The sequence below is a fragment of the Mesorhizobium sp. M1227 genome, assembly GCF_040318315.1.
Taxonomy (GTDB): domain Bacteria; phylum Pseudomonadota; class Alphaproteobacteria; order Rhizobiales; family Rhizobiaceae; genus Mesorhizobium.
The window spans coordinates 75590-97396 of sequence record NZ_JAMYLZ010000009.1 but is presented as its reverse complement, the minus strand read 5'-3'; the positions used below and the strand labels follow the sequence as shown (position 1 = coordinate 97396).

Annotated in this window: 26 protein-coding genes; 10 read left to right on the top strand and 16 right to left on the bottom strand. The window is 64.0% G+C overall.

What is annotated here, in order from left to right; genetic code table 11:
* Positions 1-545 precede the first annotated feature (545 nt).
* The 3 genes from rpmB (at position 546) to NKH28_RS14325 (ending at position 2356) form a co-directional block, all read left to right on the top strand.
* Positions 546-842: a 50S ribosomal protein L28 gene (rpmB, locus tag NKH28_RS14335; RefSeq protein WP_006328411.1), complete on the top strand. Its 297-nt coding sequence runs from the start codon at positions 546-548 to the stop codon at positions 840-842.
* An 82-nt stretch (positions 843-924) separates the two neighbouring features.
* Complete coding sequence (locus tag NKH28_RS14330; protein WP_352451206.1) at positions 925-1605, top strand: queuosine precursor transporter; 681 nt, start codon at positions 925-927, stop codon at positions 1603-1605.
* 76 nt (positions 1606-1681) lie between these two features.
* Positions 1682-2356: a polyamine aminopropyltransferase gene (locus NKH28_RS14325; protein WP_352979270.1), complete on the top strand. Its 675-nt coding sequence runs from the start codon at positions 1682-1684 to the stop codon at positions 2354-2356.
* Between the two features lie 59 nt (positions 2357-2415).
* Here the strand turns inward: NKH28_RS14325 and NKH28_RS14320 are convergent, their stop codons facing one another.
* From NKH28_RS14320 to NKH28_RS14290, 7 genes are all read right to left on the bottom strand, one after another.
* The gene (locus tag NKH28_RS14320) at positions 2416-2901 is read right to left on the bottom strand and encodes an SRPBCC family protein (protein WP_352979268.1); all 486 of its coding nucleotides are present in this window, start codon (positions 2899-2901) and stop codon (positions 2416-2418) included.
* The gene (locus tag NKH28_RS14315) at positions 2898-3266 is read right to left on the bottom strand and encodes an ArsR/SmtB family transcription factor (RefSeq protein WP_352710074.1); all 369 of its coding nucleotides are present in this window, start codon (positions 3264-3266) and stop codon (positions 2898-2900) included. The genes NKH28_RS14320 and NKH28_RS14315 overlap by 4 nt, the downstream gene beginning before the upstream one ends.
* Before the next feature lie 176 nt (positions 3267-3442).
* The gene (locus NKH28_RS14310; protein WP_352979266.1) at positions 3443-4468 is read right to left on the bottom strand and encodes an esterase-like activity of phytase family protein; all 1026 of its coding nucleotides are present in this window, start codon (positions 4466-4468) and stop codon (positions 3443-3445) included.
* Positions 4465-6363, bottom strand: coding sequence for a cobaltochelatase subunit CobT (cobT, locus tag NKH28_RS14305; RefSeq protein WP_352979264.1), 1899 nt, complete (start codon positions 6361-6363; stop codon positions 4465-4467). The genes NKH28_RS14310 and cobT overlap by 4 nt, the downstream gene beginning before the upstream one ends.
* Entirely contained in the window at positions 6363-6815 is a 453-nt protein-coding gene (locus NKH28_RS14300; RefSeq protein WP_352979262.1) for a hypothetical protein, read from the bottom strand. The genes cobT and NKH28_RS14300 overlap by 1 nt, the downstream gene beginning before the upstream one ends.
* A 3-nt stretch (positions 6816-6818) precedes the next feature.
* Positions 6819-7805, bottom strand: a complete 987-nt coding sequence (gene cobS / locus NKH28_RS14295) for a cobaltochelatase subunit CobS (RefSeq protein ID WP_352451201.1) — start codon at positions 7803-7805, stop codon at positions 6819-6821.
* 123 nt (positions 7806-7928) lie between these two features.
* On the bottom strand, positions 7929-8558 hold the full coding sequence (locus NKH28_RS14290) for a J domain-containing protein (protein WP_036238769.1): 630 nt from the start codon (positions 8556-8558) through the stop codon (positions 7929-7931).
* A 133-nt stretch (positions 8559-8691) separates the two neighbouring features.
* Here NKH28_RS14290 and NKH28_RS14285 point away from each other — a divergent pair, with 133 nt between their 5' ends.
* The gene (locus NKH28_RS14285; RefSeq protein WP_352979260.1) at positions 8692-8994 is read left to right on the top strand and encodes a BolA family protein; all 303 of its coding nucleotides are present in this window, start codon (positions 8692-8694) and stop codon (positions 8992-8994) included.
* Between the two features lie 3 nt (positions 8995-8997).
* On the opposite strand, the gene NKH28_RS14280 is transcribed toward NKH28_RS14285, so the two are convergent.
* From NKH28_RS14280 to NKH28_RS14265, 4 genes are read right to left on the bottom strand one after another with little or no spacing between them, the layout of a single operon-like run.
* Positions 8998-9807: an alpha/beta hydrolase gene (locus tag NKH28_RS14280; RefSeq protein WP_352979258.1), complete on the bottom strand. Its 810-nt coding sequence runs from the start codon at positions 9805-9807 to the stop codon at positions 8998-9000.
* Positions 9808-9847: 40 nt separating this feature from the next.
* The gene (locus NKH28_RS14275) at positions 9848-10744 is read right to left on the bottom strand and encodes an HlyC/CorC family transporter (protein WP_352476244.1); all 897 of its coding nucleotides are present in this window, start codon (positions 10742-10744) and stop codon (positions 9848-9850) included.
* Positions 10741-11883, bottom strand: coding sequence for a 3-dehydroquinate synthase (aroB, locus tag NKH28_RS14270; protein ID WP_352820091.1), 1143 nt, complete (start codon positions 11881-11883; stop codon positions 10741-10743). The genes NKH28_RS14275 and aroB overlap by 4 nt, the downstream gene beginning before the upstream one ends.
* Positions 11880-12482 (bottom strand): shikimate kinase, encoded by a 603-nt coding sequence (locus NKH28_RS14265; protein WP_352471455.1) that lies wholly within the window; start codon positions 12480-12482, stop codon positions 11880-11882. Before NKH28_RS14265 ends, aroB begins: the two co-directional genes overlap by 4 nt.
* A gap of 162 nt (positions 12483-12644) precedes the next feature.
* Here NKH28_RS14265 and NKH28_RS14260 point away from each other — a divergent pair, with 162 nt between their 5' ends.
* The 5 genes from NKH28_RS14260 to NKH28_RS14240 all read left to right on the top strand — a co-directional run bounded on the left by NKH28_RS14260 (position 12645) and on the right by NKH28_RS14240 (position 16578).
* A complete protein-coding gene (locus NKH28_RS14260) occupies positions 12645-12794 on the top strand; it encodes a hypothetical protein (RefSeq protein ID WP_023677884.1) in 150 nt (49 codons plus the stop codon).
* A complete protein-coding gene (locus NKH28_RS14255) occupies positions 12791-13708 on the top strand; it encodes a site-specific tyrosine recombinase XerD (RefSeq protein ID WP_352979256.1) in 918 nt (305 codons plus the stop codon). The genes NKH28_RS14260 and NKH28_RS14255 overlap by 4 nt, the downstream gene beginning before the upstream one ends.
* A gap of 99 nt (positions 13709-13807) precedes the next feature.
* The gene (locus tag NKH28_RS14250) at positions 13808-14758 is read left to right on the top strand and encodes an acetyl-CoA carboxylase carboxyltransferase subunit alpha (RefSeq protein ID WP_352471457.1); all 951 of its coding nucleotides are present in this window, start codon (positions 13808-13810) and stop codon (positions 14756-14758) included.
* A 210-nt stretch (positions 14759-14968) separates the two neighbouring features.
* Positions 14969-16297, top strand: a complete 1329-nt coding sequence (locus tag NKH28_RS14245) for a L,D-transpeptidase family protein (protein ID WP_352979340.1) — start codon at positions 14969-14971, stop codon at positions 16295-16297.
* Between the two features lie 5 nt (positions 16298-16302).
* On the top strand, positions 16303-16578 hold the full coding sequence (locus NKH28_RS14240) for a sulfurtransferase TusA family protein (protein ID WP_352683120.1): 276 nt from the start codon (positions 16303-16305) through the stop codon (positions 16576-16578).
* 195 nt (positions 16579-16773) lie between these two features.
* On the opposite strand, the gene NKH28_RS14235 is transcribed toward NKH28_RS14240, so the two are convergent.
* Positions 16774-17871: a CobW family GTP-binding protein gene (locus tag NKH28_RS14235; protein ID WP_352979255.1), complete on the bottom strand. Its 1098-nt coding sequence runs from the start codon at positions 17869-17871 to the stop codon at positions 16774-16776.
* Between the two features lie 4 nt (positions 17872-17875).
* Entirely contained in the window at positions 17876-19054 is a 1179-nt protein-coding gene (locus NKH28_RS14230; RefSeq protein WP_352979338.1) for a D-alanyl-D-alanine carboxypeptidase family protein, read from the bottom strand.
* A gap of 270 nt (positions 19055-19324) precedes the next feature.
* On the opposite strand from NKH28_RS14230, the gene NKH28_RS14225 reads away from it, so the two are divergent.
* Positions 19325-20488, top strand: a complete 1164-nt coding sequence (locus NKH28_RS14225; protein WP_352451192.1) for a M20 aminoacylase family protein — start codon at positions 19325-19327, stop codon at positions 20486-20488.
* Positions 20489-20560: 72 nt separating this feature from the next.
* Here NKH28_RS14225 and NKH28_RS14220 read toward each other — a convergent pair whose 3' ends face one another.
* The 3 genes from NKH28_RS14220 to NKH28_RS14210 form a co-directional block, all read right to left on the bottom strand.
* Positions 20561-20707 (bottom strand): glycine zipper domain-containing protein, encoded by a 147-nt coding sequence (locus NKH28_RS14220; protein WP_023677876.1) that lies wholly within the window; start codon positions 20705-20707, stop codon positions 20561-20563.
* Between the two features lie 38 nt (positions 20708-20745).
* Entirely contained in the window at positions 20746-21036 is a 291-nt protein-coding gene (locus NKH28_RS14215) for a hypothetical protein (RefSeq protein WP_352451191.1), read from the bottom strand.
* A 135-nt stretch (positions 21037-21171) separates the two neighbouring features.
* Positions 21172-21702 carry a hypothetical protein gene (locus NKH28_RS14210; protein ID WP_352979253.1) on the bottom strand — a complete coding sequence of 177 codons (531 nt, stop codon included), beginning with the start codon at positions 21700-21702 and terminating at the stop codon, positions 21172-21174.
* Positions 21703-21807: the final 105 nt, after the last annotated feature.

Here is a 21807-nt window from a genome sequence, read left to right as displayed (position 1 = left end):
AGGCTGAATTCCGGCCTTAATGTGAAAGGCGCCGTCGGCAGGCAACGTTGGGGCTGGTCGACAGCCAAAATAAAAAACCCGCCTCGGCGGGCGGGTCGTTGGAGCCAATTAGCACCATACCGAAATTAGTAGCATAGCTGCCGGCACAAAGCAAGAACAAAATGTGGCCACCTGGAAAATCGCTACAGGTTTGCGCAGCCCCTCATCGCCCTGCCGGGCACTTCTCCCCGTATAGGAACGGGGAGAAGGTCGCCTTGCAAAGGGTTTCGCCAATTTGCGAAGTTGCAGAAGCGCCGAGCCTGCGGCCAAGCCCCTTCTCCCCGTCACTATACGGGGAGAAGGTGCCGGCAGGCGGATGAGGGGCAGCGCCGGCATCGGTCATCTTTTGATTGATTCCCTTGGCACTAACCAACCCCAAGCTTGACGCCTCGGCGAAATGCAACTATGGAACGCCAACTTTTTCCATAAGGCCGCCTGACCGAAACCGCGCGCCACCCGGCGCGGGTCGAATGTTTGGCCAGGACCGAGAACCGAAGGTTAGAACCATGTCCCGCACCTGCGAACTCACTGCCAAGGCAGTCATGTCCGGCAACAATGTGAGCCACGCCAACAACAAGACCAAGCGTCGCTTCCTGCCCAATCTCGTCAATGTGACGCTGATCTCGGAAGCGCTGAACCAGAACGTGCGCCTGCGCATTTCGGCCAACGCGCTACGTTCGGTCGAGCATCGCGGCGGCCTCGACGCCTTCCTGGCCAAGGCCGATGCCAAGGAATTGTCGCAGCGCGCCCGCCTGTTGAAGAAGCAGATCGCCAAGAAGCTCGCCGAGCAGCCGGCCGCCTGAGTTTTTCGGCGGCAGCCGCCTTCCAGGGCGTGGTCCGAACTCCGGATCGCGTTCCGCTGGTTCCATTACCCAGGATAAAAAAATGATTTTCCTCTCGCGGTACCTGCCCTTCGTGGCGGCCATGGCGCTCGTCGTCGTGGCCTCGAACATCCTCGTGCAGTTCCCGATGCAAGGCGCAATCGGCGGGCTGTCGCTGGCCGACATCCTGACCTGGGGCGCCTTCACCTATCCGTTCTCCTTCCTGGTCACCGATCTCGCCAACCGCCGCTATGGGCCGGCGGTGGCGCGCAGGATCGTCTTTGTCGGCTTCATGACAGCGGTGATCTGCTCGATCGTCATCCCACCACTGCTGTTTCGCCACGGCCTGATCGAATTCGAGACCGCCGCCGACCGGCTGGTGCGCATTGCCGCGGCGTCGGGTGCCGCCTTCCTCACCGCGCAGTTGCTCGACGTCACCGTGTTCAACCGGCTGCGCCGGCAGAGCTGGTGGCGCGCACCGATCGTCGGCACGCTGGTCGGCTCCGTTTTCGATACGGTGGTGTTTTTCACCGTCGCCTTCGCGGCGGCGTTCGCCTTCGCCGGGCCCAACGACGGCTTTGCGCTGGAAACCGCGCCGCTGATGGGCGTGCTGCCGGTCGAGACGATGCGCTGGGTCTCCTGGGCGCTCGGCGATCTCAGCGTCAAGCTGATCATAGCGGTGGTGGCGCTGATCCCCTACCGGCTGCTTGCCGCCCGCTGGAGCCAGCCGGCACTGGCAGCATGATCCCGAACCAAAGGTCCGCGTTAGCGAAAAGTGGGAACCGGTTTTCGGACAAGATCATGCTCAAAGACTATCGAGCATGATCCCCTGGCTTCAACTGGACTCGGCAAAAACGCCTGACGGCGGACAGGAACTCCGCCTGAAGCGGCGCGGCGGCGAATTCTCGATCATGCTTGGCGCGAACGAGCTGATGAACAGCCGGCTCAGCGGTTCCGAAGAGGCGCTGGCGAAACTGTCCTGCCAAAGGATTGCCGGCCGCCGGACCCCAAACATCCTGATCGGCGGCCTCGGCATGGGCTTTACCTTGCGCGCGGCGCTGGCCGAGCTTGCCGACGATGCGCAGGTCACCGTTGCCGAACTGGTGCCGGCGGTCGTGATTTGGGCGCGCGGCCCGATGGCCGAGCTGTTCGGCGGCTGCCTTGATGACCGGCGCGTCAGCATTCGTGAGACCGATGTCGGTCAGCTCATCCGTTCGCAAGCATCGACCTGGGACGCGATCCTGCTCGATGTCGACAACGGCCCCGAGGGCATCGTCTACAAGGCCAACGATGCGCTCTACAGCGCAGCCGGCCTGATCAGCGCGAGAGCAGCTCTCAAGCCCGGCGGTGTGCTGGCGGTCTGGTCGCAGGGCCCTGACGCAGGTTTCACCCGAAGGCTCAAGCAGGGCGGCTTCACGGTCGAGGAGGTCAAGGTGCGGGCTCACGGCAAGCGCGGCGCACGTCACATCGTCTGGCTCGCGAGCAAGGGGCAATAGGCCACCACCTCGCAATCCGGGCGGGCCTTGTGGACGCCGCCCGGTACGTCCACGAACCTCTACTTCGCCTTCTGAAGCTCGGCGGCGAGCGCCTGCAGCAGCCCGCGTGTGCCCTCCTCGCGCCCTTGCGCTGAATCGACGCCATCGAAGAACGCACCCTGTTCGGTATAGGTCAGGCGGGTGCCCTCGCCGGAAGGTGCAAGCTCGACCGTGGTGAGCGACGCCGACAGCGGCTGCGGCCCGACCGCCATCCGGTAGGAAAATACGATGCGCCGGTCAGGGACGATGTCCTGGAACTGCGCATCGAGCCTGATTTCCGGGCCGCCCTGGTAGCTGAACCGCGAAACCTCGTCGCCGCCGACACGGAAATCGAAAGTGAATTCGGCGATGGTGAAGCCGTCGCCTTCGACACGCCAGCGCCGCACCGTCGCCTTGTCGGCAAAGGCGAAGAAGACGCTCTCGGGCGATTGCGGATAGGTCCGCTCGATCGTGAAGGTCGAATGGATGACGGAGTGCTCGTCGTTAACCGGGCCAATCTGGTTCATTTCTTGTCGTCCTTTTCCTGGTCGTGGAGTGTTGCGTTCGGTTGATCAGTCTCCGCCAGGATCTGGCCGAGACGGTCGAGCTGGCGTTCGGCCAGTGTACGGCGCGCGGCGATCCAGTCGGCGAGCGGGGCCAGCCCGCCGGGCTCGATCCGGCAGGTGCGCACGCGTCCGACCTTCTCGCTGCGGATCAGCCCGCACGCTTCCAGCGCCTGGAGATGCTGGAGTACGGCGGCGAAGGTCATGCCGAACGGCTCCGCCAACTGGCTGACGGTGGCCGGCCCGCGGCTCAGCCTTTCCAGGATTGCCCGGCGCGTCGGCTCGGCAAGAGCCCGCAGGATACTGTCGATCTCGGAATACTTAAGCATGGACTTGAGTATTTCGCCGATGACGCAAATTGTCAAGTCACGACTAAAGTATTTTTTCAGATGGTGAGAGCCGGCTGGAAAACCCGCGACGCGGGTCATTGCCAGGGGAAATTGCCTGCGCTGCAAAACGGCGCGGAAATGCCAGCGATGCTGTCGGCCAGCAGGCCTGTCGCGCGTCAATCCTCGTGCAGCACAAATTCCAGGTAAAGATTGCGCTGCAGGATCGAGTGGTTGTCATCGGACATCAGCGACACGATCAGCGCGCCATCGTCGCGGGTCCAGACGTCGAGCGCTTCCATGTTGTCGATCTGGTAGCCCATGTCGGCTTCGAGCAGCACCGGCCCGTCGGCGACGGCGCCCTTCTCGACGCTTTCGCCATAGATGCGCCGCAGCCGCATCTTGACGCCGCCGGCCATCGAAAAACTGCGCTCCAGAAGCAACAGGTCGCCGTCCGGCAGGAAGGCGCCGTCGGTGATGTCGAAATCGCCATTGCGCTTGACGGTGAAGACGCCCTTGTGCGGCCCTTCGATGATCGCGGCAAAGATGTTGCCGGCCTTGTCGAGGCTCTTTTCCGACACCACGACCAGTCCGCCCGCGTGCTGCCCGTTGGGACTGGCGCGGGTGACGGTCTCAAAGCCGCGATTGCGGCGAAGTTCCCAGGCTGGGATCAGGAAGTCCAATTGCCTGAACGGCACCTTCATGCCGTCCCGATCGATCTTGAACTCTGCGATACGGTGATCGCCCTCGAAACCGACCGTGGCAATACCGTCCTTGACCGCGAGGCCTTCGGCATCGACCGCCCATTTCTCGTCGATCGGCTGGCCGGCCGCATCGACCATCTGCTGCATGCGAAAATTCTGGATGCCGGAAGGCCGCTTCTCGGCATCGTGGACGAGGGTGCCGAAGAACCAGAAGCCGGTGTCGGCGACGCCGATGAAATCGCTGCCGGGCTTGAGGAACCGAAGTGCCGACAGCGCGCCGAAATCGCGCGTCGACGAGGTCATTTCGAGCCCGCCGATGAATTCGAGCGGCCCGAACTGTTTGTCCGGCCGGCCGATGTGGAATTCGCTGATCGGCCGTGCCGTGATTTCGGCCGGCTCGACCGAGGCCGGGCCGGCAGCGACAGCTGGCGCCAAACTGATGCCTAACAACGCAATGGCGGCCAAAAGCTTCTGCCAAAAGCCGCCGCGGGAAAAAATCATCCGGCGCGCCGCATGCCGCCGCGCCGCGTGTCGCGCACGGTTTCCTCGGCGAACAGCGAGGCCAGCTGCTCGGTCATGGCGCCGGCCAGTTCTTCGGCATCGACGATGGTGACGGCGCGGCGATAGTAGCGGGTGACGTCGTGGCCGATGCCGATGGCCAAAAGCTCGACCGGCGAGCGCGTCTCGATGAGTTCGATGATGGCCCGCAGATGCCGCTCGAGATAATTGCCGGGGTTGACCGACAGCGTCGAATCGTCGACCGGCGCGCCGTCGGAGATCATCATCAGGATCTTGCGCTGCTCCGGCCGCGCGATCAGCCGGTTGTGCGCCCACAGCAGCGCCTCGCCGTCGATGTTTTCCTTGAGCAGGCCCTCGCGCATCATCAGGCCGAGATTGCGGCGCGCCCGCCGCCACGGATGGTCGGCGGATTTGTATATGATGTGGCGCAGATCGTTGAGCCGGCCGGGGTTCGGCGGTTTGCCTTCCTTCAGCCATTTCTCGCGCGCCTGCCCGCCCTTCCAGGCGCGGGTGGTGAAGCCGAGGATTTCGACCGAGACGCCGCAGCGTTCCAGCGTGCGCGCCAGGATGTCGGCGCAGGTCGCGGCGACCGTGATCGGCCGGCCGCGCATCGAACCCGAATTGTCGAGCACCAGCGACACCACCGTGTCGCGGAATTTGGTATCACGCTCCTGTTTGAAGGACAGCGGCTGCATCGGGTCGATGACGACGCGCACCAGCCGTGCCGGATCGAGATAGCCTTCTTCGAGGTCGAAATCCCAGGAGCGGTTCTGCTGCGCCATCAGGCGGCGCTGCAGCCGGTTGGCCAGCCGCCCGACGACGCCGGAAAGGTTGGCGAGCTGCTTGTCGAGGAAGGCGCGCAGCCGGTCGAGCTCCTCCTCCTCGCACAGTTCCTCCGCACCTACGGTCTCGTCGAAGGCGGTCGTGAAGACCTTGTAGTCGATCTCTTTCGGCAGATTGGTGAAGGGATTGTCGTTGCGGCGCGCCTCGCCCGGCGTCTCCGCATCGGCGTCGTCATCGTCGGAGAGATCCTCGGCGGTGGCGTCGGAGGCTTCCGTCTCGGCCGATTGCTCGTCGTCCGACGATGCCTCGGTATCCTCGGATTGCGACTGCTCGGAGCCGGAATCGTCTTCGCCGCCCTCCTCGCTCTGCTCCTCGCCTTGCGGCTGGTTTTCGTCGTTGTCCTCGGAGTCTTCCGTCTCCTGGTCATCGCCGAGCTCCTCGGCCATTTCCATGGAGGCGAGCATCTCGCGCACGACGCGGGCGAACGCCTGCTGGTCATCGAGCTTTGCCGACAGCCCGTCCAGATCGGCACTGGCTTTTTCCTCGACCCAGGGGCGCCAGAGATCGACCAGCCGTTCGCCGCTCTTCGGCACAGTGCGGCCGGTCAGCTTTTCGCGCACCATCAGCGCCAGCGCTTCCTCGATCGGCGCGTCGGCCTTGTCCTTGACGTCGACGAGGTTGGCCTTGGCGTATTTGTCCTCGAGCATCGAGCCGATATTGTCGGCGACGCCCTGCATGGCGCGGCTGCCGATCGCCTCCACCCGGGCCTGCTCGACCGCGTCATAGATGGCGCGGGCCTGTTTGCCTTCCGGGGCCAGCCTGGTGTGGATGCGCGCATCGTGGCAGGCGCGCTTCAGCGCCATGGAATCGCCGAGCCCGCGGGTGATGGCGATGTCCGCCTTCGACGCTTTCTTCGGCAGTTCCGGCAGCCGGGCGCGGCTGCCGGCCAGCGCCGGCCGATCCTTGGCGAAACCGACCTCGAGATCCTTGTCGCCGGCGATGGCGCGCATGCAGACGGTGACGGCGCGCTTGAAGCTGTCATTCTCAGCGCCGGTCTTGGATTTGTTTCGCGTATTGTCGCCCGGACCCGCCATCAGCTCTTCTGACCTGCCAGTTCATCAAGCGTGATGCGCTTCACCTGCTTTGCTGCGACTTCAGCATCTGGCACCGGCGTCAGTCCAACAAACCCACGTTCCTCAAGTGACACCCGGTAGAATCCATCGGCATGGAACGTGCCGAGGGATTTGCTAAATCCGGAGAGAAAGCCGAGCGCCCTCTGGGATTTGCCTTCCCTTGAAACGATACCAAATACCCCATGGATCGACATCGCCGCAAAACTGGCAGTTTCGCTGTCATGCTCACGGCAGGAGATCTTCAGCCCGATGATTTGATTCATCGACCTTTCTGCGAAACGCCATAGCGCGTCAAAATTCGCCGCCGTGACCTCGCCGACGATCTGCTGAAGTGTCGCTTCGTCGGCTATCGCCACGCCTTTTGCCAACACCAAAGGCGCCGCAAGGACGAGGAACGCGCGCCGATCGAGCATGCCTTACCCCAGCACAACGTTGGCGGCGCTTTCCGGCAGATCCTCGCCAAAGGCGCGTTGGTAGAACTCGGCGACCAGCGAGCGTTCGAGCTCGTCGCATTTGTTGAGGAAGGTCAGCCGGAACGCCATGCCGATATTGCCGAAGATTTCGGCATTCTCGGCCCAGGTGATGACCGTGCGCGGGCTCATCACCGTCGACAAATCGCCGTTGATGAAGGCTGAGCGCGTCATGTCGGCAACCCGCACCATCTTGTTGACGATCTCCTTGCCCTTGCCGTCGCGATAGTGCTTGGCCTTGGCCAGCACGATGTTCACCTCATTGTCGTGCGGCAAATAGTTCAGCGTGGTGACGATCGACCAGCGGTCCATCTGCGCCTGGTTGATCTGCTGGGTGCCGTGATAGAGGCCGGTGGTGTCGCCGAGGCCAACCGTGTTGGCGGTCGAAAACAGCCGGAACGCCGGGTGCGGGCGGATCACCCGGCTCTGGTCGAGCAGCGTCAGCCTGCCCGACGATTCCAGCACGCGCTGGATGACGAACATCACGTCCGGGCGGCCGGCATCGTACTCGTCGAAGCACAGCGCGACATTGTGCTGGTAGGCCCAGGGCAGGATGCCGTCGCGGAACTCGGTGATCTGCAGCCCGTCCTTGACGACGATGGCGTCCTTGCCGACGAGGTCGATACGGCTGACATGGCTGTCGAGGTTGACGCGCACGCAAGGCCAGTTGAGCCGGGCGGCGACCTGCTCGATATGCGTCGACTTGCCGGTCCCGTGATAGCCCGACACCATGACCCGACGGTTGTAGGCAAAGCCGGCGAGGATCGCCATGGTCGTGTTCTTGTCGAACAGGTAGTCCGGGTCGATGTCGGGGACATGCTCGCTCGTCACCGCATAGGCCGGCACCACCATCTTGGAGTCGAAGCCGAATGTCTCCTTCACCGACACCGTGGTGTCGGGCAGGTTGGCGATGTCGCGATCGACCTTGTTCATCTCTATCAACGTCTCCACAAGCGAAACGCCGCGTTTCGCCGGCAATCGATTTTGTTCGGGGGCGGTCTTAGAGCCTTTTCCAACCTTATGAAAGTTGGAAAGCGACACGAACCGTATGGTCGCTCAGCACAAACCTGCCTGCTTGAGCACGCGATACGCCTGGAGCACATCGCGGAACCGGTCTTCCGAACCTCTGTCGCCGCCATTCGCATCCGGGTGGTGGCGTTTCACAAGTTCCTTATAGCGCGCCTTGATATCCTTGCCAGTTGCCTTTGTATCAAGGCCAAGCGTTTCCAGTGCCTTGGCCTCAAGCGGCTTGGCCTTGCGCTCGCGTGCTTCGCGCGGGTCTTTCGGGCCTTTGAACAGGTCGAACGGATCGCGCATGCGATTGTAGTAGCCGGCGCGACCGGAGCGCGCCTGGGCAAAGTCCGGCGAGGAGCGGGTCGATGCGCCGTTGACGCCCATTTTCCAGGTCGGCCGGTGGCCGGTCATGGCTTCCTTCTGGAAGCGGGCGATCTCGGTGTCGGGAACGCCCGAGAAATAATTGAAGCCCTTGTTGTACTCGCGCACATGGTCGAAGCAGAACTGGAAATACTCGCCTTCCTTCATCCGTCCGACCGGGGCACGGTGGGTACCGGCCTCCTTGCAGCCATCCCACTGGCAGATCGGCGAACGCGACTTCAGCTCCGCGTCCTTCTCCGGGCGGATGCGAATCTTTTCGAAATATTTTGGGTACGGCTTCATCTCACCCATTTATGGGCTGTTCGCGCATGCGAAACAAGAATTGACATTTTCGCGATGATCGCCCTAACCGCTGAATCGCGGCATAAAACCGGCGAATTGCGAATTTTGTGCGATGACATAGATGTGGTGAAGGGGAGCGGCGATGTCCATACAGGCAACGATGGAAGACAAGCTGAAAAAGGCGTTTTCGCCGGAACGGCTGGCCGTCATCAACGAAAGCCATCTCCATGCCGGCCATCATCATGTGGATTCCGGCCATCACGCCACCTTCGACGGCGCCGGCGAGACGCATTTCCGCGTCCGCATCGTCGCGCCAGCCTTTGCCGGCATGAGCCGCGTCGAACGTCACCGCGCCGTCAACGCATTGCTGGCCGAGGAATTGAAATCCGGCGTGCATGCCCTGGCGATCGAGCCGGCAGCGCCCGGCGAAAAGACCCGCTGGTAAATTTCAGCCGAGGCTCGCCCTCAGGAAAGCCATCACCGCTGCGGTCAATGCATCGCCCTCGGTGCCGAAGTCGCGATTGATCGACATGTGCGAATAGGCGCTGCCGTCGAACAGTGTGACCCTGGTTCCGGTGGCGCGCAGACGCCCGGCGAAGGCCTGCGCGTCCGCCGCGCGGGCTTTCGCCCGCGAATGGGCGATGAAGGTCGGCGGGTGCTTGCGCCCTTCCACATAGGTGACAGGCGACAGCGCGCGCCACTGTGCCGGATCGGGAAAGGCGCGGGCATAGACCCCTGCCATGCCGCCGCTTCTGGCCAGCGCCTCCAGATCGTAGGCCCTGGTGTCGTCGAGAACCAGCGCCGCGACGCCGGGCAGGCCGCCGCGCAGCCCGGTCAATGCGACGAGATGGCAGCCGGCCGAATGGCCCATGGCGACGATCCGGTCCGGATCGCCGCCATGCCTGGCGATGTTGGCGCGGACGTAACGATAGGCCAGTTCGACATCTGCCGCCTGGGTGGCGACGTCGGCTTCAGGCAGCATCCGGTAGTCGATCGAGACGAAGCCGAAGCCATTGTCGAGCAGGAAACCAGGCTTGGAATTGACATTGTTGCGGTTGCCGACCCGCCAGGCGCCGCCATGGACGAAGAAGACGACCGGCAGGCCGCCTGCGCCATCGCGGGAATAGATATCGAGCTTGGCCGGCCCATAGTCGAAGGTTTCGGGCGACGGCGAACGCAGCCGCAATGCCGCCGCCGCCTGTCCCGGCAGCAGCGCCGCCATCGACGCCAGAAGCAGGCTTCGCCGATCGATCGTCATCACCTCCTGACTGCCCCCGGCTGCCACAAGGTGCGCACTGTCATTCTCCAAGCATCGCCGGCTTGATCCTCAGCCGCGCGATACGGTTCTTGTCGCGCTTCATGACGACGAAGCGCTTGCCGTGAAACGTGAAGGCCTGCTTTTCGTCCGGGATCGACTGCGCCTCGTGGATAACAAGGCCGGCGATGGTGGTGGCTTCCTCGTCCGGCAGGTTCCAGTCGAGCGCCCGATTAAGGTCGCGGATCGGCACCGTGCCGTCGACGACGACGGAGCCGTCGGCCTCCTGCTTGACGCCCTGGATGTCGATGTCGTGCTCGTCGGCGATCTCGCCGACGATCTCCTCGATGATGTCTTCCAGCGTCACCAGCCCTTCGACCTCGCCATATTCGTCGACGACGATGGCGAAATGCGCCTTGCGGCGCAGGAAGGCATTGAGCTGCTCCTGAAGCGTCGTGGTGTCGGGCACGAACCACGGTTTCGACGCGATCTTCATCACGTCGATCCTGGAAAAATCGTTGCCGACCTCGTTCAGCGCGCGCAGCAGATCCTTCGCGTGCAGCACGCCGACAATGTTGTCGAGCGAACCCTTCCACAACGGCATGCGGGTGTGCGGGCTCTGCAGGATCTCGCGAACCACCGCTTCGGGCGGGTCGTCGGCGTTGACCGAGCGCATATTGGTGCGGTGGACCATGACGTCCGACACTTCGAGCTCCTCGAGGTCGAACAGGCCGCCGATGCGGGCGCGGTCCTCGCGCACCACCTGGCCGTCGCGACGGAAATCGTCGACGGCGCCGCGCAGTTCCTCGCGCGCCGAGCGCTGCGGCTCGATGCGCTGCAGCTCGTAGCCGAAGGCGGCGAGCAGGTGCCGGCGCAGGACGAAGCCCAGCAGGCCGAGGCCGGCGAGCACGGCAGCCGCGATCCAGCCGGCCTGGCTCATCCCGGGCGGCTTTCCTGCCGACCCGGATGGTTCTCCCGGAGGAAAGCCAGCACTTCCGAGGCCGGCACATCCCGGGCGATAAAGGCCTGGCCGATGCCGCGCGTCAGGATGAAGGTCAGCGCGCCGCGCGACACCTTCTTGTCCTGGGTGATGAAGGAGAACAGCGTCTCGGCGTCGGGCAGTTCGCCTGGAATGTCGGCCATGCGCCAGGGCAGACCGACGGCGCGAAGATGCGCCTCGACACGCGCCGCGTCGTCGGGGCTCGCCAAATTGAGCCTTGACGAAAAGCGGTGCGCCAGCGCCATGCCGATGGCGACGCCCTCGCCATGTACGAGCCTTGCGCCGTCATAGCCGGTCGCCGCCTCCAGCGCATGACCGAAGGTGTGGCCGAGATTGAGCAACGCGCGGTCGCCGGTCTCGAACTCGTCGCGGGCAACGACGTCGGCCTTGGAACGACAGGCCTCGGCGATGGCCGCAGCCCGCTCCGGCCCGCCGGCAAACACTTGACGCCAGTTTTCTTCCAGCCAGGCGAAAAACTCGGGCCGGTCGATCAGCCCATATTTGGCCAGTTCGGCATAGCCGGCGCGAAACTCGCGGATCGGCAGCGTGTCGAGCACTTCGGTGTCGGCCAGCACCAGCTTCGGCTGGTGGAATACCCCGACGAGGTTCTTGCCGCGCTTGCTGTTGATGCCGGTCTTGCCGCCGACGGAGGAATCGACCTGCGCCAGCAGCGAGGTCGGAACCTGCACAAAGTTCATGCCGCGCCGCGCGATGCCGGCGGCGAAGCCGGCCAGGTCGCCGATGACGCCGCCGCCGAGCGCGATGACGACATCGCCGCGCTCCAGCTTGGCGGCCAGCACGCCGTCGACCACCTCCTCGAGATGCGCAAAGCTCTTGGTCTTTTCGCCTGGCGGCAGCGTGATGACGGCATGTTGGATGCCACCGCTTGCCAGGCCGGCCGCAAGCGCTGCGAGATGCGCGCTAGCGACGTTTTCGTCGGTGACGACCGCCGCCCGCGTTCCCGGCAGACGGCGCGAGATCTCGGCGCCGGCGCGTGACAGCAGGCCGGGGCCGATCAAAATGTCGTAGGCACGCTCGCCAAGCCCGACTTCGACAGTGACCGTTGCATCAGCGCTCACGACCGCACCTCGTCGATGCCGGCAACGCCAAGATGGCCGCGCAGCGCGTCCACCACTTCGGCGGCAATGATCTCCTTGCGGTCGTCGCGGGTCGGCACGACGACATCGGCCGCGGCATAAACCGGGTAGCGTTCCGCCATCAGCCGTTCAAGCACGGCGCGCGGATCGGCGCTTTTCAGCAGCGGCCGGTTCTGTTTCTTGGAAACGCGCTCCATCAACAGGTCGATCTCGGCCTTCAGCCAAACCGAAACGCCATGGCTGGCGATCGCCTCGCGCGTCTGCGCGTTCATGAAGGCACCGCCGCCGGTCGACAGCACCTGCGGCCCGTGCTCCAGCACACGCAGGATGACGCGCTGCTCCAGTGCCCGGAACTCCGCCTCGCCATAGCGCTCGAACAGGTCCGGGACGCTCATGCGCGAGACGCTTTCGATCTCCTGGTCGCTGTCGATGAAGGGCAGCGCCAGCATCGCCGCCACCTTGCGGCCGATCGCCGTCTTGCCGGCCCCCATCAGCCCGACAAAGACGATGGAACGGCCGCCCAGCCGGCCGAGCAGCGCGGCATGGCTCTCGCCCGGAGGATTTGCTGGTAGCGCGTTCATGTTTCTAGGGCCTCTTTGCCGGCGTATCGACATCAAAAGCCTGTTTGCGTCAAGCGCGGCGCAACCGGGACCTGTTATCGGCTTGGTCCTTGAATTGGCCGGATTGGCGTCTCATAAGGGCACAGGGTTGGAAATGCAGAATAAGACGACGGGCGAAAATTAATGCCAACACTGTTTCGCTTTGTCGTGACGCTCGCGATTCTGGCCGGCATTGTCTATGGCGCGATGTTCGCCCTGGTCATGTTCGTCGAGCCGAGGAAGGCGGAAATGAGCGTGCGTATCCCTCCGGAAAAGCTCAATCCCAAAAAATGAACAGCGCCGCTCGCATCGAAGCCTTCCTGGAGATGATGAGCGCCGAGCGCGGCGCCGCCGAAAACACGCTTTCCTCCTATCGCCGCGACCTCGAAGACGCTTCCGCCGGGATCGGCGGTGGGCTTGCCGCTGCCACCAGCGCCGACATCCGTGCCTATCTCGACGACATCGCCGCGCGCGGCTTTGCCGCCACCTCGCAGGCGCGCAAATTGTCGGCGATCCGGCAGTTCTTCAAGTTTCTCTATGCCGAGGGCCTGCGCGGCGACGATCCGACCGGCACGCTGGACAGCCCGAGGAAGGGCCGGCCGCTGCCTAAGACGATGAGCGAGGCCGATACCGGCCGGCTGCTCGACCGCGCGGCGCAGGAGGCGATGGACCCCTCCATGCATGGCGCCGACAGGCTGGCGGCGCTGCGCCTGCACGCGCTGGTCGAGGTGCTCTACGCCACCGGCTTGCGCGTTTCGGAGCTGGTCGGCCTTCCGGTGACGGTGGCGCAGCGCGACGACCGCTTCTTCATGGTGCGCGGCAAGGGCAACAAGGAGCGCATGGTGCCGCTGTCGGCCAAGGCGCGCACGGCGATGCGGACCTGGCTTGCCGCCCGGGCGGCGGTACCGGCTCTTGCCGACAGCCCGTTCCTGTTTCCGGCCGCCGCCGACAGCGGCTATCTCTCGAGACAGGTCTTTGCCCGCGAGCTGAAAGCGCTTGCCGCACGGGCCGGCATTGCCGCGGCGAAGATATCGCCGCATGTGCTGCGACATGCTTTCGCCAGCCATCTCTTGCAGAACGGCGCCGATCTCAGGGCCGTGCAGCAGCTGCTCGGCCATGCCGATATTTCAACGACGCAGATCTACACGCATGTGCTGGAGGAGCGGCTGGTGCGTCTGGTCAACGATCATCATCCGCTTGCCGACTAGGCGTCATGTCGCTATGTGAGAACGACGCTCCACCGCGCCCAGCCTGCATTTTCGGGCTTGCGTCAGTCATTGCCTTCCGACTTGCCGGTTCGCCCAAGAATGTACAATTACCTCGATTTCGAAAAGCCTGTGCAGGATCTCGAAGGCAAGATCCTTGAGCTGAAGAAGCTTGCCGAGAACGGCGAGGCGGTCGACGTCGGCGATGAGATCGCACGTCTCGAGAAGCGCTCGCGCGATGCGCTGCGCGACGCCTACAAGGCGCTGACGCCATGGCAGAAGGTGCAGGTGGCGCGCCATCCGGACAGGCCGCATTGCATCGACTACATCAAGGGCCTGCTTACCGATTTCACGCCGCTTGCCGGCGACCGCAATTTCGGCGAGGACCAGGCGATCGTCGGCGGCTTCGCCCGCTTTCGCGGCGAGCCGGTGGCGATCATCGGCCAGGAGAAGGGTTCCGATACGGCAAGCCGGCTGAAGCATAATTTCGGCTCGGTGCGGCCGGAGGGCTACCGCAAGGCGGTGCGGCTGATGGAACTCGCCGACCGCTTCCAGATCCCGCTGCTGACGCTGGTCGACACGGCCGGCGCCTATCCCGGCGTCAACGCCGAAGAGCGCGGCCAGGCGGAAGCCATCGCCCGCTCGACCTCGGCCTGCCTTGGCCTGAAGGTGCCGTCGATCTCGGTGGTGATCGGCGAAGGCGGCTCGGGCGGCGCTATAGCGATCGCCACCGCCAACCGCGTCTACATGCTCGAACACGCCATCTATTCGGTGATCTCGCCGGAGGGCGCCGCCTCGATCCTGTGGCGCGATACCACGCGGTCCAAGGATGCTGCGACCAATATGAAGATCACGGCGCAGGACCTGCTGGAGCTGAAGATCATCGACGCCATCATCGCCGAGCCGCTCGGCGGTGCCCATCGCGCCCCCGAAACGGTGATCGCCGCCACCGGCGACCTCATCGCCAGGACGATGAAGGAATTCTCCGGCGCCAACACCGACTTCCGCGAGCATCGCCGCGAGAAATACCTGGCGATGGGCCGCAATCTGTAACCAACGCAGGCACGCGGCCTGAAATGTGGCGGCGTGAACCAGTTTCGCCACAAAAATGCCGCTGCATTCGGCTCAGTGAGCTTAACGCAAGGGGACGCGCCGCATGCTTGCGGTAAGGAATTTTCAAGGTTAACGGGCTTAAGGTCCGTCAGCGGTCGGTTTAGCAGCTGCGGCATCCGCGGCGCAGAGATGAAGACGATAGCCATATCCATGTTTGCCAAGCTTGCCCGCACCGGAGTTCTGATCGCTGCGATCGGCGTCGCCGGCTGCAATGACGCTTCGATGAAGGATTTTGCGCCGCAAGCCAACAAGCCGCTGCCGGACAAAGTCCTGGCCGAAATGAAAGCCAAGGGCATGGTCCGCACCTCCTCGGTGATGGCCCGCATCTTCAAGGAAGAAGGCAAGCTCGAAATCTGGAAGGCCAAGACCAACGGCCGCTACGACCTGGTCGCCAGCTACGACATCTGCAAATGGTCGGGCAAGCTCGGCCCGAAATTCACCGAAGGCGACCGCCAGGCGCCGGAAGGCTTTTACACGGTCCGCCCGGCACAGATGAACCCGCGGTCGAATTACCACCTGTCCTTCAATATCGGCTACCCGAACGCCTATGACCGCGCCAATGGCCGCACCGGTTCCAACCTGATGGTCCATGGCGCCTGCTCGTCGTCCGGCTGCTATTCGATGACCGACGCCCAGATCGAGCAGATCTACGCTTTCGGCCGCGACGCCTTCCAGGGCGGCCAGACCGAGTTTCAGATCCAGGCTTTTCCGTTCCGCATGACCGCCGCCAACATGGCGCGCTATCGCAACGACCCGAACTACGAATTCTGGAAGATGCTGAAGGTTGGCTACGACAATTTCGAGGTCACCAAGGTGCCGCCGAAAGTCGACGTCTGCGAGAAGCGCTACGTGTTCAACCAGGTTGCGGCCGACGGCTCGACCTTCAATCCGACCGGCCCTTGCCCTCCGACCACCCAGCCCGATTCGCTGAAGAGCGCCATCAACGCCTATCAAAGCACCTATGAGGCGGCCTTCAACGGCGTCATAAAGGCCAGCGTGCCGGCGCCCAAGCCAACCATCGCCGGGATCAAGGAAGCCAGCATCGTTTCCGACTGGTCGAAGCGGCGTGCCCGCGGCGAACGCGTTCCGATCGAGCCGCCCTCGCTCAACCCGGACGGCACGGTGGCCGAAACGGCGCGCATGGGCCGCATCGATTCGCCGGCGGGCCGCAAGATGGCAGCGCTCGACGCCGAAAAGGCTGCCAAGCAGAAGGCCGAGGAACAGCGGCTTGCCGCGATAGAAGCGGCGAAGGCAGCGAAAGCGGCAGCCAAGGCGCAAGCCCTGGCCGAGAAGGAAGCCGCCAAGGCGCAGGCATTGGCCGAAAAGGATGCTGCCAAGTCGGCGGCCGAAGCGCCTGTCGCGACCGCAACCGTCGCGCCATCCGCGGAGGCCGTTCCGGTCGCCGAAACGCAGGCTGCGGACGCCGAAAGCACGGCGACAAGGCTGAAGAAGAAACTGCTCGGCATGTTTGGCGGCTGAGGTTCATGCTTGAACAGGAAGATGGGGGCCAGGAAGACAGGCCCTCAACCAGCCCCGCCGCCGTCTACGACCTCAAAGGCTTGAACTGCCCGTTGCCCGTGCTCAAGGCAAAAAAGCGCCTGGCCGCAATGCAGCCGGGCAGCCGCCTGTGGCTCGAAACCACCGACCCGCTCGCCGTCATCGACATTCCCGCCTTCTGCGCCGAGAGCGGCCATCGGCTGATCGAAACGACGGCGATGGCAGGCGGCCACCGCTTCCTGGTCGAGCGCGGGATCGGCTGAGTCTCGACTTAGCTCGTTCTGGCGAAAGCGGCTGAGCGGGATAATCTCCCCCTTGAGGGGGAGATGGCCGGCAGGCCAGAGGGGGTTGCCGCGCGTGAAGCGCCAACCTTTTCTTTCGTCCCACAAGGCGTCGCGCCAGCCGAGGCGACCCCCTCTGTCGCCTTCGGCGACATCTCCCCCTCAAAAGGGGGGAGATCACGATCCGGCAATAGCCAGCGGGTTGCTTTCCAGTGCTGCGCGATCCGGTGTGTCGATCGACGGCCGATTGGTGAAGGCGGCGAACAGCCGCCGGACATAGTCTTCGGGCATGTCGAGCGTGATCAGCACCAGCCTGGTGCCGCGCTGGCTGTCCGGCCAGGCCGGCAGTTGCACCGGCGGATGCAGGATCTTCTGCACGCCATGGATAACCAGCGGCCGCGACCAGTCTTCTGCAAGCTCGATGACGCCTTTCATCCGCAAAAGGCGCTCGCCATGCGCCGAGCGCAACAGATCGAGGAACATCTCGATTGCCGAAAACGGCACCGGCCCGTCATGAACCAGCGAATACGAACGCACACGGGAATCGTGCCTGTGGTCATGGTGATCATGGTCGGCATGGTCATGCCCGCCGTGGTCATGGTCGTGGCCGGCTTGTTCGCCCAGCCAACGCTGCACATCGACGGATTTGGTGGCCGGATTGTAGAGGCCGCTATCGAACAGGGTCGCGGTGCTTGCCTCGCCCGCGTCGAGCACCACGGCGCCCGGGTTGAGCTGCCTGAGCCGCGCCCGCAACGCCTCGACATCGCCTGCATCCGTGGTCAGGTCGGCCTTGCTGAGCACCATGCGATCGGCGATGGCCACCTGCTTCACCGCCTCGACATGCGCATCGAGCGTCGCATTGCCGTTCACGGCATCGACCAGGGTGATGACGCCGTCGAGCCGGAAGGCCTGGACCAGGGCGGGGTGTGCCATGATCGACTGCAGCACGGGGGCGGGATCGGCGAGCCCGGTGGTCTCGACGATGACGCGGGCAAGCCGGTCGATGCGGCCGGTCTGCAGCCGGTCGACGAGGTCAGCCAGCGTGTCGACCAGTTCGCCGCGCACCGTGCAGCAGAGACAGCCGTCGGAGAGCTGGATGATGCCGTCGGAGGCCTGCTCGACCAGGAGATGGTCGATCGCCACCTCGCCGAACTCGTTGATGATGACGGCGGTGTCGGCGAGCGCCGGATCTCGGAGCAGCCGGTTGAGCAGCGTCGTCTTGCCGGCACCGAGAAAGCCGGTGAGCACCGAAACGGGGATCGGGAAGCCGGCCATGCGGCTAGTTCAGCGCCTTGGCCGGCTGCTGGACCTGCGCGGCGGTGGCGGATCCGGCCACAATTGGCTCGGCGCCGGCCGGCGGCGCCCGGTCCGGCCGCCATGTCGGCAGCGGCACGTCGGCATATTCCTGCCCGGAGGCGTCGAGCATCGCCTTCGGCTTCGGTCCCGTGGCGCCGCCGAGGCCGACGGCGATCAGCGTCGGTACGTGGTCGAGCTTTTCCTGATAGGGCGATTTCGGCACGTCCTTGCCCTTGTCGCCGACGGCGGGTGCGGTTTCCGACTGCTCCTCGACCGGCTTCTTCTTGCAGATTTCGTCATTCATGTCGTTGGCCGACATGGTATCGCCATAGGTGGGTAGCGCCGCTACCGTCAGCCAGCTCGGCGCCGGCGTTGCAAAGCCCTGGTCGAGCAATTTTGCCGCCGCCTCTGCACGGGTAATGGCCGATTGCTCGCCGAGCACTACGGCGACCAGGGTGCGGCCGTTGCGGGTCGCCGAGCCGATCATGTTGAAGCCGGACGAGCAGACGAAACCCGTCTTCATGCCGTCGGCACCCGGATAGCGGCCGATCAGCAGGTTGTAGTTGGAGATCGCCTTCTTGCCGACCGCAAGGCCTTCGATCGAGAACCAGGGGGCATATTGCGGAAATTCCTTGCGAATCGCCATCACCAGCAAAGCGAGATCGCGCGCTGTCGTATACTGGTCCGGCGAATAGAGCCCGTTCGGATTGACAAAATGGGACCCGCTCATGCCGAGCCTCTGCGCTTCGGCGTTCATGCGTTCGGCGAAAGCCGCTTGCGAACCGCCGATATTCTCGCCGACCGCCATGGCGATATCGTTGGCCGATTTGACCAGCATCATCTTCAGCGCATTGTCCAACCGCATCACCGAGCCCGGCTTGAAGCCCATCTTGCTCGGCGGCTCGCCGGCAGAATGTTTCGTTACCTTGATCGGCGAATCGAGCTGGACCTCGCCCGCGGCAATCGCCCGAAACGCCACATAGGCGGTCATCAGCTTGGTCAGCGACGCCGGGTACCAGCGCCTGAACGCCTCCTGGTGCTGCAGGATCTTGCCGCTGTTCAGGTCGAACAGGATTGTCGGATTGGCCAAGGCAGGCCCGGCCAGCGACGCAAGCACCACCGTGCCCGCCACCAACAGTCTGAGGAAATGCCTGTAGCGCATCATGAAAACCGAAATAGCCCCTTGCCGCAGTCGCACCTGGCTCCGTAAGATTTCGTTACACGATCGCCAGGATAATGGTCCGGCCCTCTGTTCCCGGACCACAGTCGCGGTGCTATTTACTCTATGTGACGTCAACATGGCAAAGTGCTGCCGATCACAATGTGGAAGCAGCAGCACAATGCAAAGCAGCGTGCATGGTTGCAAGGCAGCAGGCACAATTGCAAAGCAGCAGGCCAAGACCGCCTGCTCCAACAGCGAAATGGAACCATCATGCCGATCCTGAACCGAGCCGCCGAAATGCAGGACGAGGTGGCCGGCTGGCGCCGCCATTTGCACCAGACGCCGGAGCTGAATTTCGACGTCTTCAAGACCGCCGCTTTCGTCACGGAGAAGCTGAAGGCTTTCGGCTGCGACGATATCGTGACGGGTTTGGGCAAGACCGGCGTCGTCGGCATCATCCGCGGCCGCCACGGCGAAGGCTCGACCATCGGCCTGCGCGCCGACATGGATGCCCTGCCGCTCAACGAGATCACCGGCAAATCCTATGCCTCGACCGTCCCCGGCAAGATGCACGCCTGCGGCCATGACGGCCACACCGCTATGTTGTTGGGTGCCGCCAAATACCTCGCCGAAACGCGCAATTTCGCCGGCTCCGTCGCGGTCATCTTCCAGCCGGCCGAAGAAGGCGGCGGCGGCGGCAACGAGATGGTCAAGGACGGTATGATGGAGCGCTTCGGTATCTCCAAGGTTTTCGGCATGCACAACATGCCGGGCCTGCCGGTCGGCCAGTTCGCCATCAGGCCGGGCCCGATCATGGCGGCGACCGCCGAATTCACCATCACCGTCAAGGGCCGGGGCGGCCACGCGGCGATGCCGCACGGCACCATCGATCCGATCGTCATCACCAGCCAACTCGTCGGCGCGTTACAGACGATCGCCTCGCGCAGCACCGATCCGGTCGAGGCGGTGGTCGTCTCGGTGACGAAATTCCATGCCGGCGACGCCTATAACGTCATTCCCGAGACCGCCGAGATCGCCGGCACCGTACGCACGCTGAAGAAGGAAGTCGCCAAGAAGGCAGAGGAGCGCATCCGCGCACTTTGCCAAGGCCTGGGCGCTGCCTTCGGCGCGACAATCGAGGTTGATTACAATGCCAATTACCCCGTCACCTTCAACCATCCGGAAGAGACGGTCTTTGCCAGCGACATCGCGGCCGACGTCGCCGGCGACAGCCATGTGCACCGCGCGATCCAGCCGGTGATGGGCGGCGAGGATTTCTCCTACATGCTTGAAGCGCGGCCAGGCGCCTTCATCTTCATCGGCAATGGCGATACCGCCGGCCTGCACAACCCAGCCTACGACTTCAACGACGAGGTCATCCCGCACGGCATGAGCTATTGGGTGAAGCTGGCGGAAACAGCGCTGGCGGCGTAGCCATTCGGCATCGGCGGTGCGGCAAGCGCCGCACCTCTGGGCGGCAAAACCGGGCAGGACATGTTCTGCTGGTCACTTCCGGCCGGACGACTTCCGGGCAAGGCCGAAGGCAATGCCCAGAGCAATACCTATACCAATGCCCGCAACAATGTTGTCCAACACGACGCCGATAGCCACGCCGATCACGACGCCGAGTGTGAGGTGTTTGGCATCCATCATGCCCGGTCATGTAGCGTGGAAGGGAAGAGCCGCAACCGCTACGGTCCGCTCTTCGGATCCTCGACCTCCAGCGCCTCCATGACCGGCGCCAGCTCATTGTCATCGGCAGCCTGCGGCTCTTCGCCTGTCCTCGCCTTCGTCAGGGCTGCCTCGATCGCCTCCTGGATATTGCCGAGTTCGTCTTCGCGAACCTCGTGGCCATAGCCGGCAGCGTCGGCGTCCTGCTCGAATTGCTGCGCCAGAACGGCGACGCTCACCTCGCTCTCGGCCGGCAAATTGCCGACATTCTCCTGCAGCCAGGTCTCAAAGAACTCTTTGGTGGCGCTCATGCGGTGTCTCCTTCGGGACACTAAAGCGCGCCGGCATCCCGAAAGTTCCGCTCTCTGAGCCGTCTTTGCGCCCGTTGCCGGCTGCCCCGCAATTCAGCGCGGCCAGGCGGCGTTGGCGCCGCCTGGCTCGGCTGCTTACTGGCTGACAGCAGTCGTCGGTTCGCACGACACGTTCGGGTTCATATCCGCGAACGCGCCGGTCGGGTTGCCCTTCCAGGCCCAGACATGCAGCTCATAGAACGGGCCGAGGCCATAGCGATTGGGCGCGCTGTTGAAGTTGAACAGATGCCCATCGAGCGAGGCCGGGCCTTTCGAGGTGATGTATTCGACCGCGATCAGTTTTAGCGTGCCGTCGGCCATCGGCTCGTACATCACCGCTTCCGGCTTGGCGACATCGACAGCGTCGTCCTTGAGGTAGCCGGGATTGACATAGTGGATGCCCATGGCGCCGCCGGTGATGCCGCTGGCGCAGGGAATCGGCGCATAGCCCTCAGCGGTCGCCGCCGCCACATTCTCGAAGCGGCTGTTGGCCGCGCGTACCTCGTCGGCCAGCGGATTGGGACCGGACGCGGGCGCTGCCTGATGCGCCTGCGCCAACGCAGTGCAGGCCGACAGCAGCGCCGCGGCAGCGAGGAACTTGTTGCGAAAGTTGATTGTCATAGTCATTCCATTCTTCTTGAAAAGCACAGCCCGGCCGGCCGCCGGAAGTAAGGAGGTCCGGCAGGTGGGCGCTGTGGCTGTTGTTGCTGGGAGATCCCTGTCCCGATGCGA

What these genes read in the sequence shown, in the direction of transcription:
- NKH28_RS14265 (WP_352471455.1), bottom strand. Translation starts at nt 12,482, where the DNA reads ATGAACGCGCTACCAGCAAATCCTCCGGGCGAGAGCCATGCCGCGCTG.
- cobS (WP_352451201.1), bottom strand. Translation starts at nt 7,805, where the DNA reads ATGAACAAGGTCGATCGCGACATCGCCAACCTGCCCGACACCACGGTG.
- NKH28_RS14210 (WP_352979253.1), bottom strand. Translation starts at nt 21,702, where the DNA reads ATGACTATGACAATCAACTTTCGCAACAAGTTCCTCGCTGCCGCGGCG.
- NKH28_RS14240 (WP_352683120.1), top strand. Translation starts at nt 16,303, where the DNA reads ATGCTTGAACAGGAAGATGGGGGCCAGGAAGACAGGCCCTCAACCAGC.
- NKH28_RS14250 (WP_352471457.1), top strand. Translation starts at nt 13,808, where the DNA reads ATGTACAATTACCTCGATTTCGAAAAGCCTGTGCAGGATCTCGAAGGC.
- NKH28_RS14280 (WP_352979258.1), bottom strand. Translation starts at nt 9,807, where the DNA reads ATGACGATCGATCGGCGAAGCCTGCTTCTGGCGTCGATGGCGGCGCTG.
- NKH28_RS14225 (WP_352451192.1), top strand. Translation starts at nt 19,325, where the DNA reads ATGCCGATCCTGAACCGAGCCGCCGAAATGCAGGACGAGGTGGCCGGC.
- rpmB (WP_006328411.1), top strand. Translation starts at nt 546, where the DNA reads ATGTCCCGCACCTGCGAACTCACTGCCAAGGCAGTCATGTCCGGCAAC.
- NKH28_RS14230 (WP_352979338.1), bottom strand. Translation starts at nt 19,054, where the DNA reads ATGCGCTACAGGCATTTCCTCAGACTGTTGGTGGCGGGCACGGTGGTG.
- NKH28_RS14320 (WP_352979268.1), bottom strand. Translation starts at nt 2,901, where the DNA reads ATGAACCAGATTGGCCCGGTTAACGACGAGCACTCCGTCATCCATTCG.
- NKH28_RS14300 (WP_352979262.1), bottom strand. Translation starts at nt 6,815, where the DNA reads ATGCTCGATCGGCGCGCGTTCCTCGTCCTTGCGGCGCCTTTGGTGTTG.
- NKH28_RS14310 (WP_352979266.1), bottom strand. Translation starts at nt 4,468, where the DNA reads ATGATTTTTTCCCGCGGCGGCTTTTGGCAGAAGCTTTTGGCCGCCATT.
- NKH28_RS14275 (WP_352476244.1), bottom strand. Translation starts at nt 10,744, where the DNA reads ATGAGCCAGGCCGGCTGGATCGCGGCTGCCGTGCTCGCCGGCCTCGGC.
- cobT (WP_352979264.1), bottom strand. Translation starts at nt 6,363, where the DNA reads ATGGCGGGTCCGGGCGACAATACGCGAAACAAATCCAAGACCGGCGCT.
- NKH28_RS14325 (WP_352979270.1), top strand. Translation starts at nt 1,682, where the DNA reads ATGATCCCCTGGCTTCAACTGGACTCGGCAAAAACGCCTGACGGCGGA.
- NKH28_RS14215 (WP_352451191.1), bottom strand. Translation starts at nt 21,036, where the DNA reads ATGAGCGCCACCAAAGAGTTCTTTGAGACCTGGCTGCAGGAGAATGTC.
- NKH28_RS14245 (WP_352979340.1), top strand. Translation starts at nt 14,969, where the DNA reads ATGTTTGCCAAGCTTGCCCGCACCGGAGTTCTGATCGCTGCGATCGGC.
- NKH28_RS14255 (WP_352979256.1), top strand. Translation starts at nt 12,791, where the DNA reads ATGAACAGCGCCGCTCGCATCGAAGCCTTCCTGGAGATGATGAGCGCC.
- NKH28_RS14235 (WP_352979255.1), bottom strand. Translation starts at nt 17,871, where the DNA reads ATGGCCGGCTTCCCGATCCCCGTTTCGGTGCTCACCGGCTTTCTCGGT.
- NKH28_RS14285 (WP_352979260.1), top strand. Translation starts at nt 8,692, where the DNA reads ATGTCCATACAGGCAACGATGGAAGACAAGCTGAAAAAGGCGTTTTCG.
- NKH28_RS14330 (WP_352451206.1), top strand. Translation starts at nt 925, where the DNA reads ATGATTTTCCTCTCGCGGTACCTGCCCTTCGTGGCGGCCATGGCGCTC.
- NKH28_RS14315 (WP_352710074.1), bottom strand. Translation starts at nt 3,266, where the DNA reads ATGCTTAAGTATTCCGAGATCGACAGTATCCTGCGGGCTCTTGCCGAG.
- NKH28_RS14220 (WP_023677876.1), bottom strand. Translation starts at nt 20,707, where the DNA reads ATGATGGATGCCAAACACCTCACACTCGGCGTCGTGATCGGCGTGGCT.
- NKH28_RS14290 (WP_036238769.1), bottom strand. Translation starts at nt 8,558, where the DNA reads ATGGGTGAGATGAAGCCGTACCCAAAATATTTCGAAAAGATTCGCATC.
- NKH28_RS14260 (WP_023677884.1), top strand. Translation starts at nt 12,645, where the DNA reads ATGCCAACACTGTTTCGCTTTGTCGTGACGCTCGCGATTCTGGCCGGC.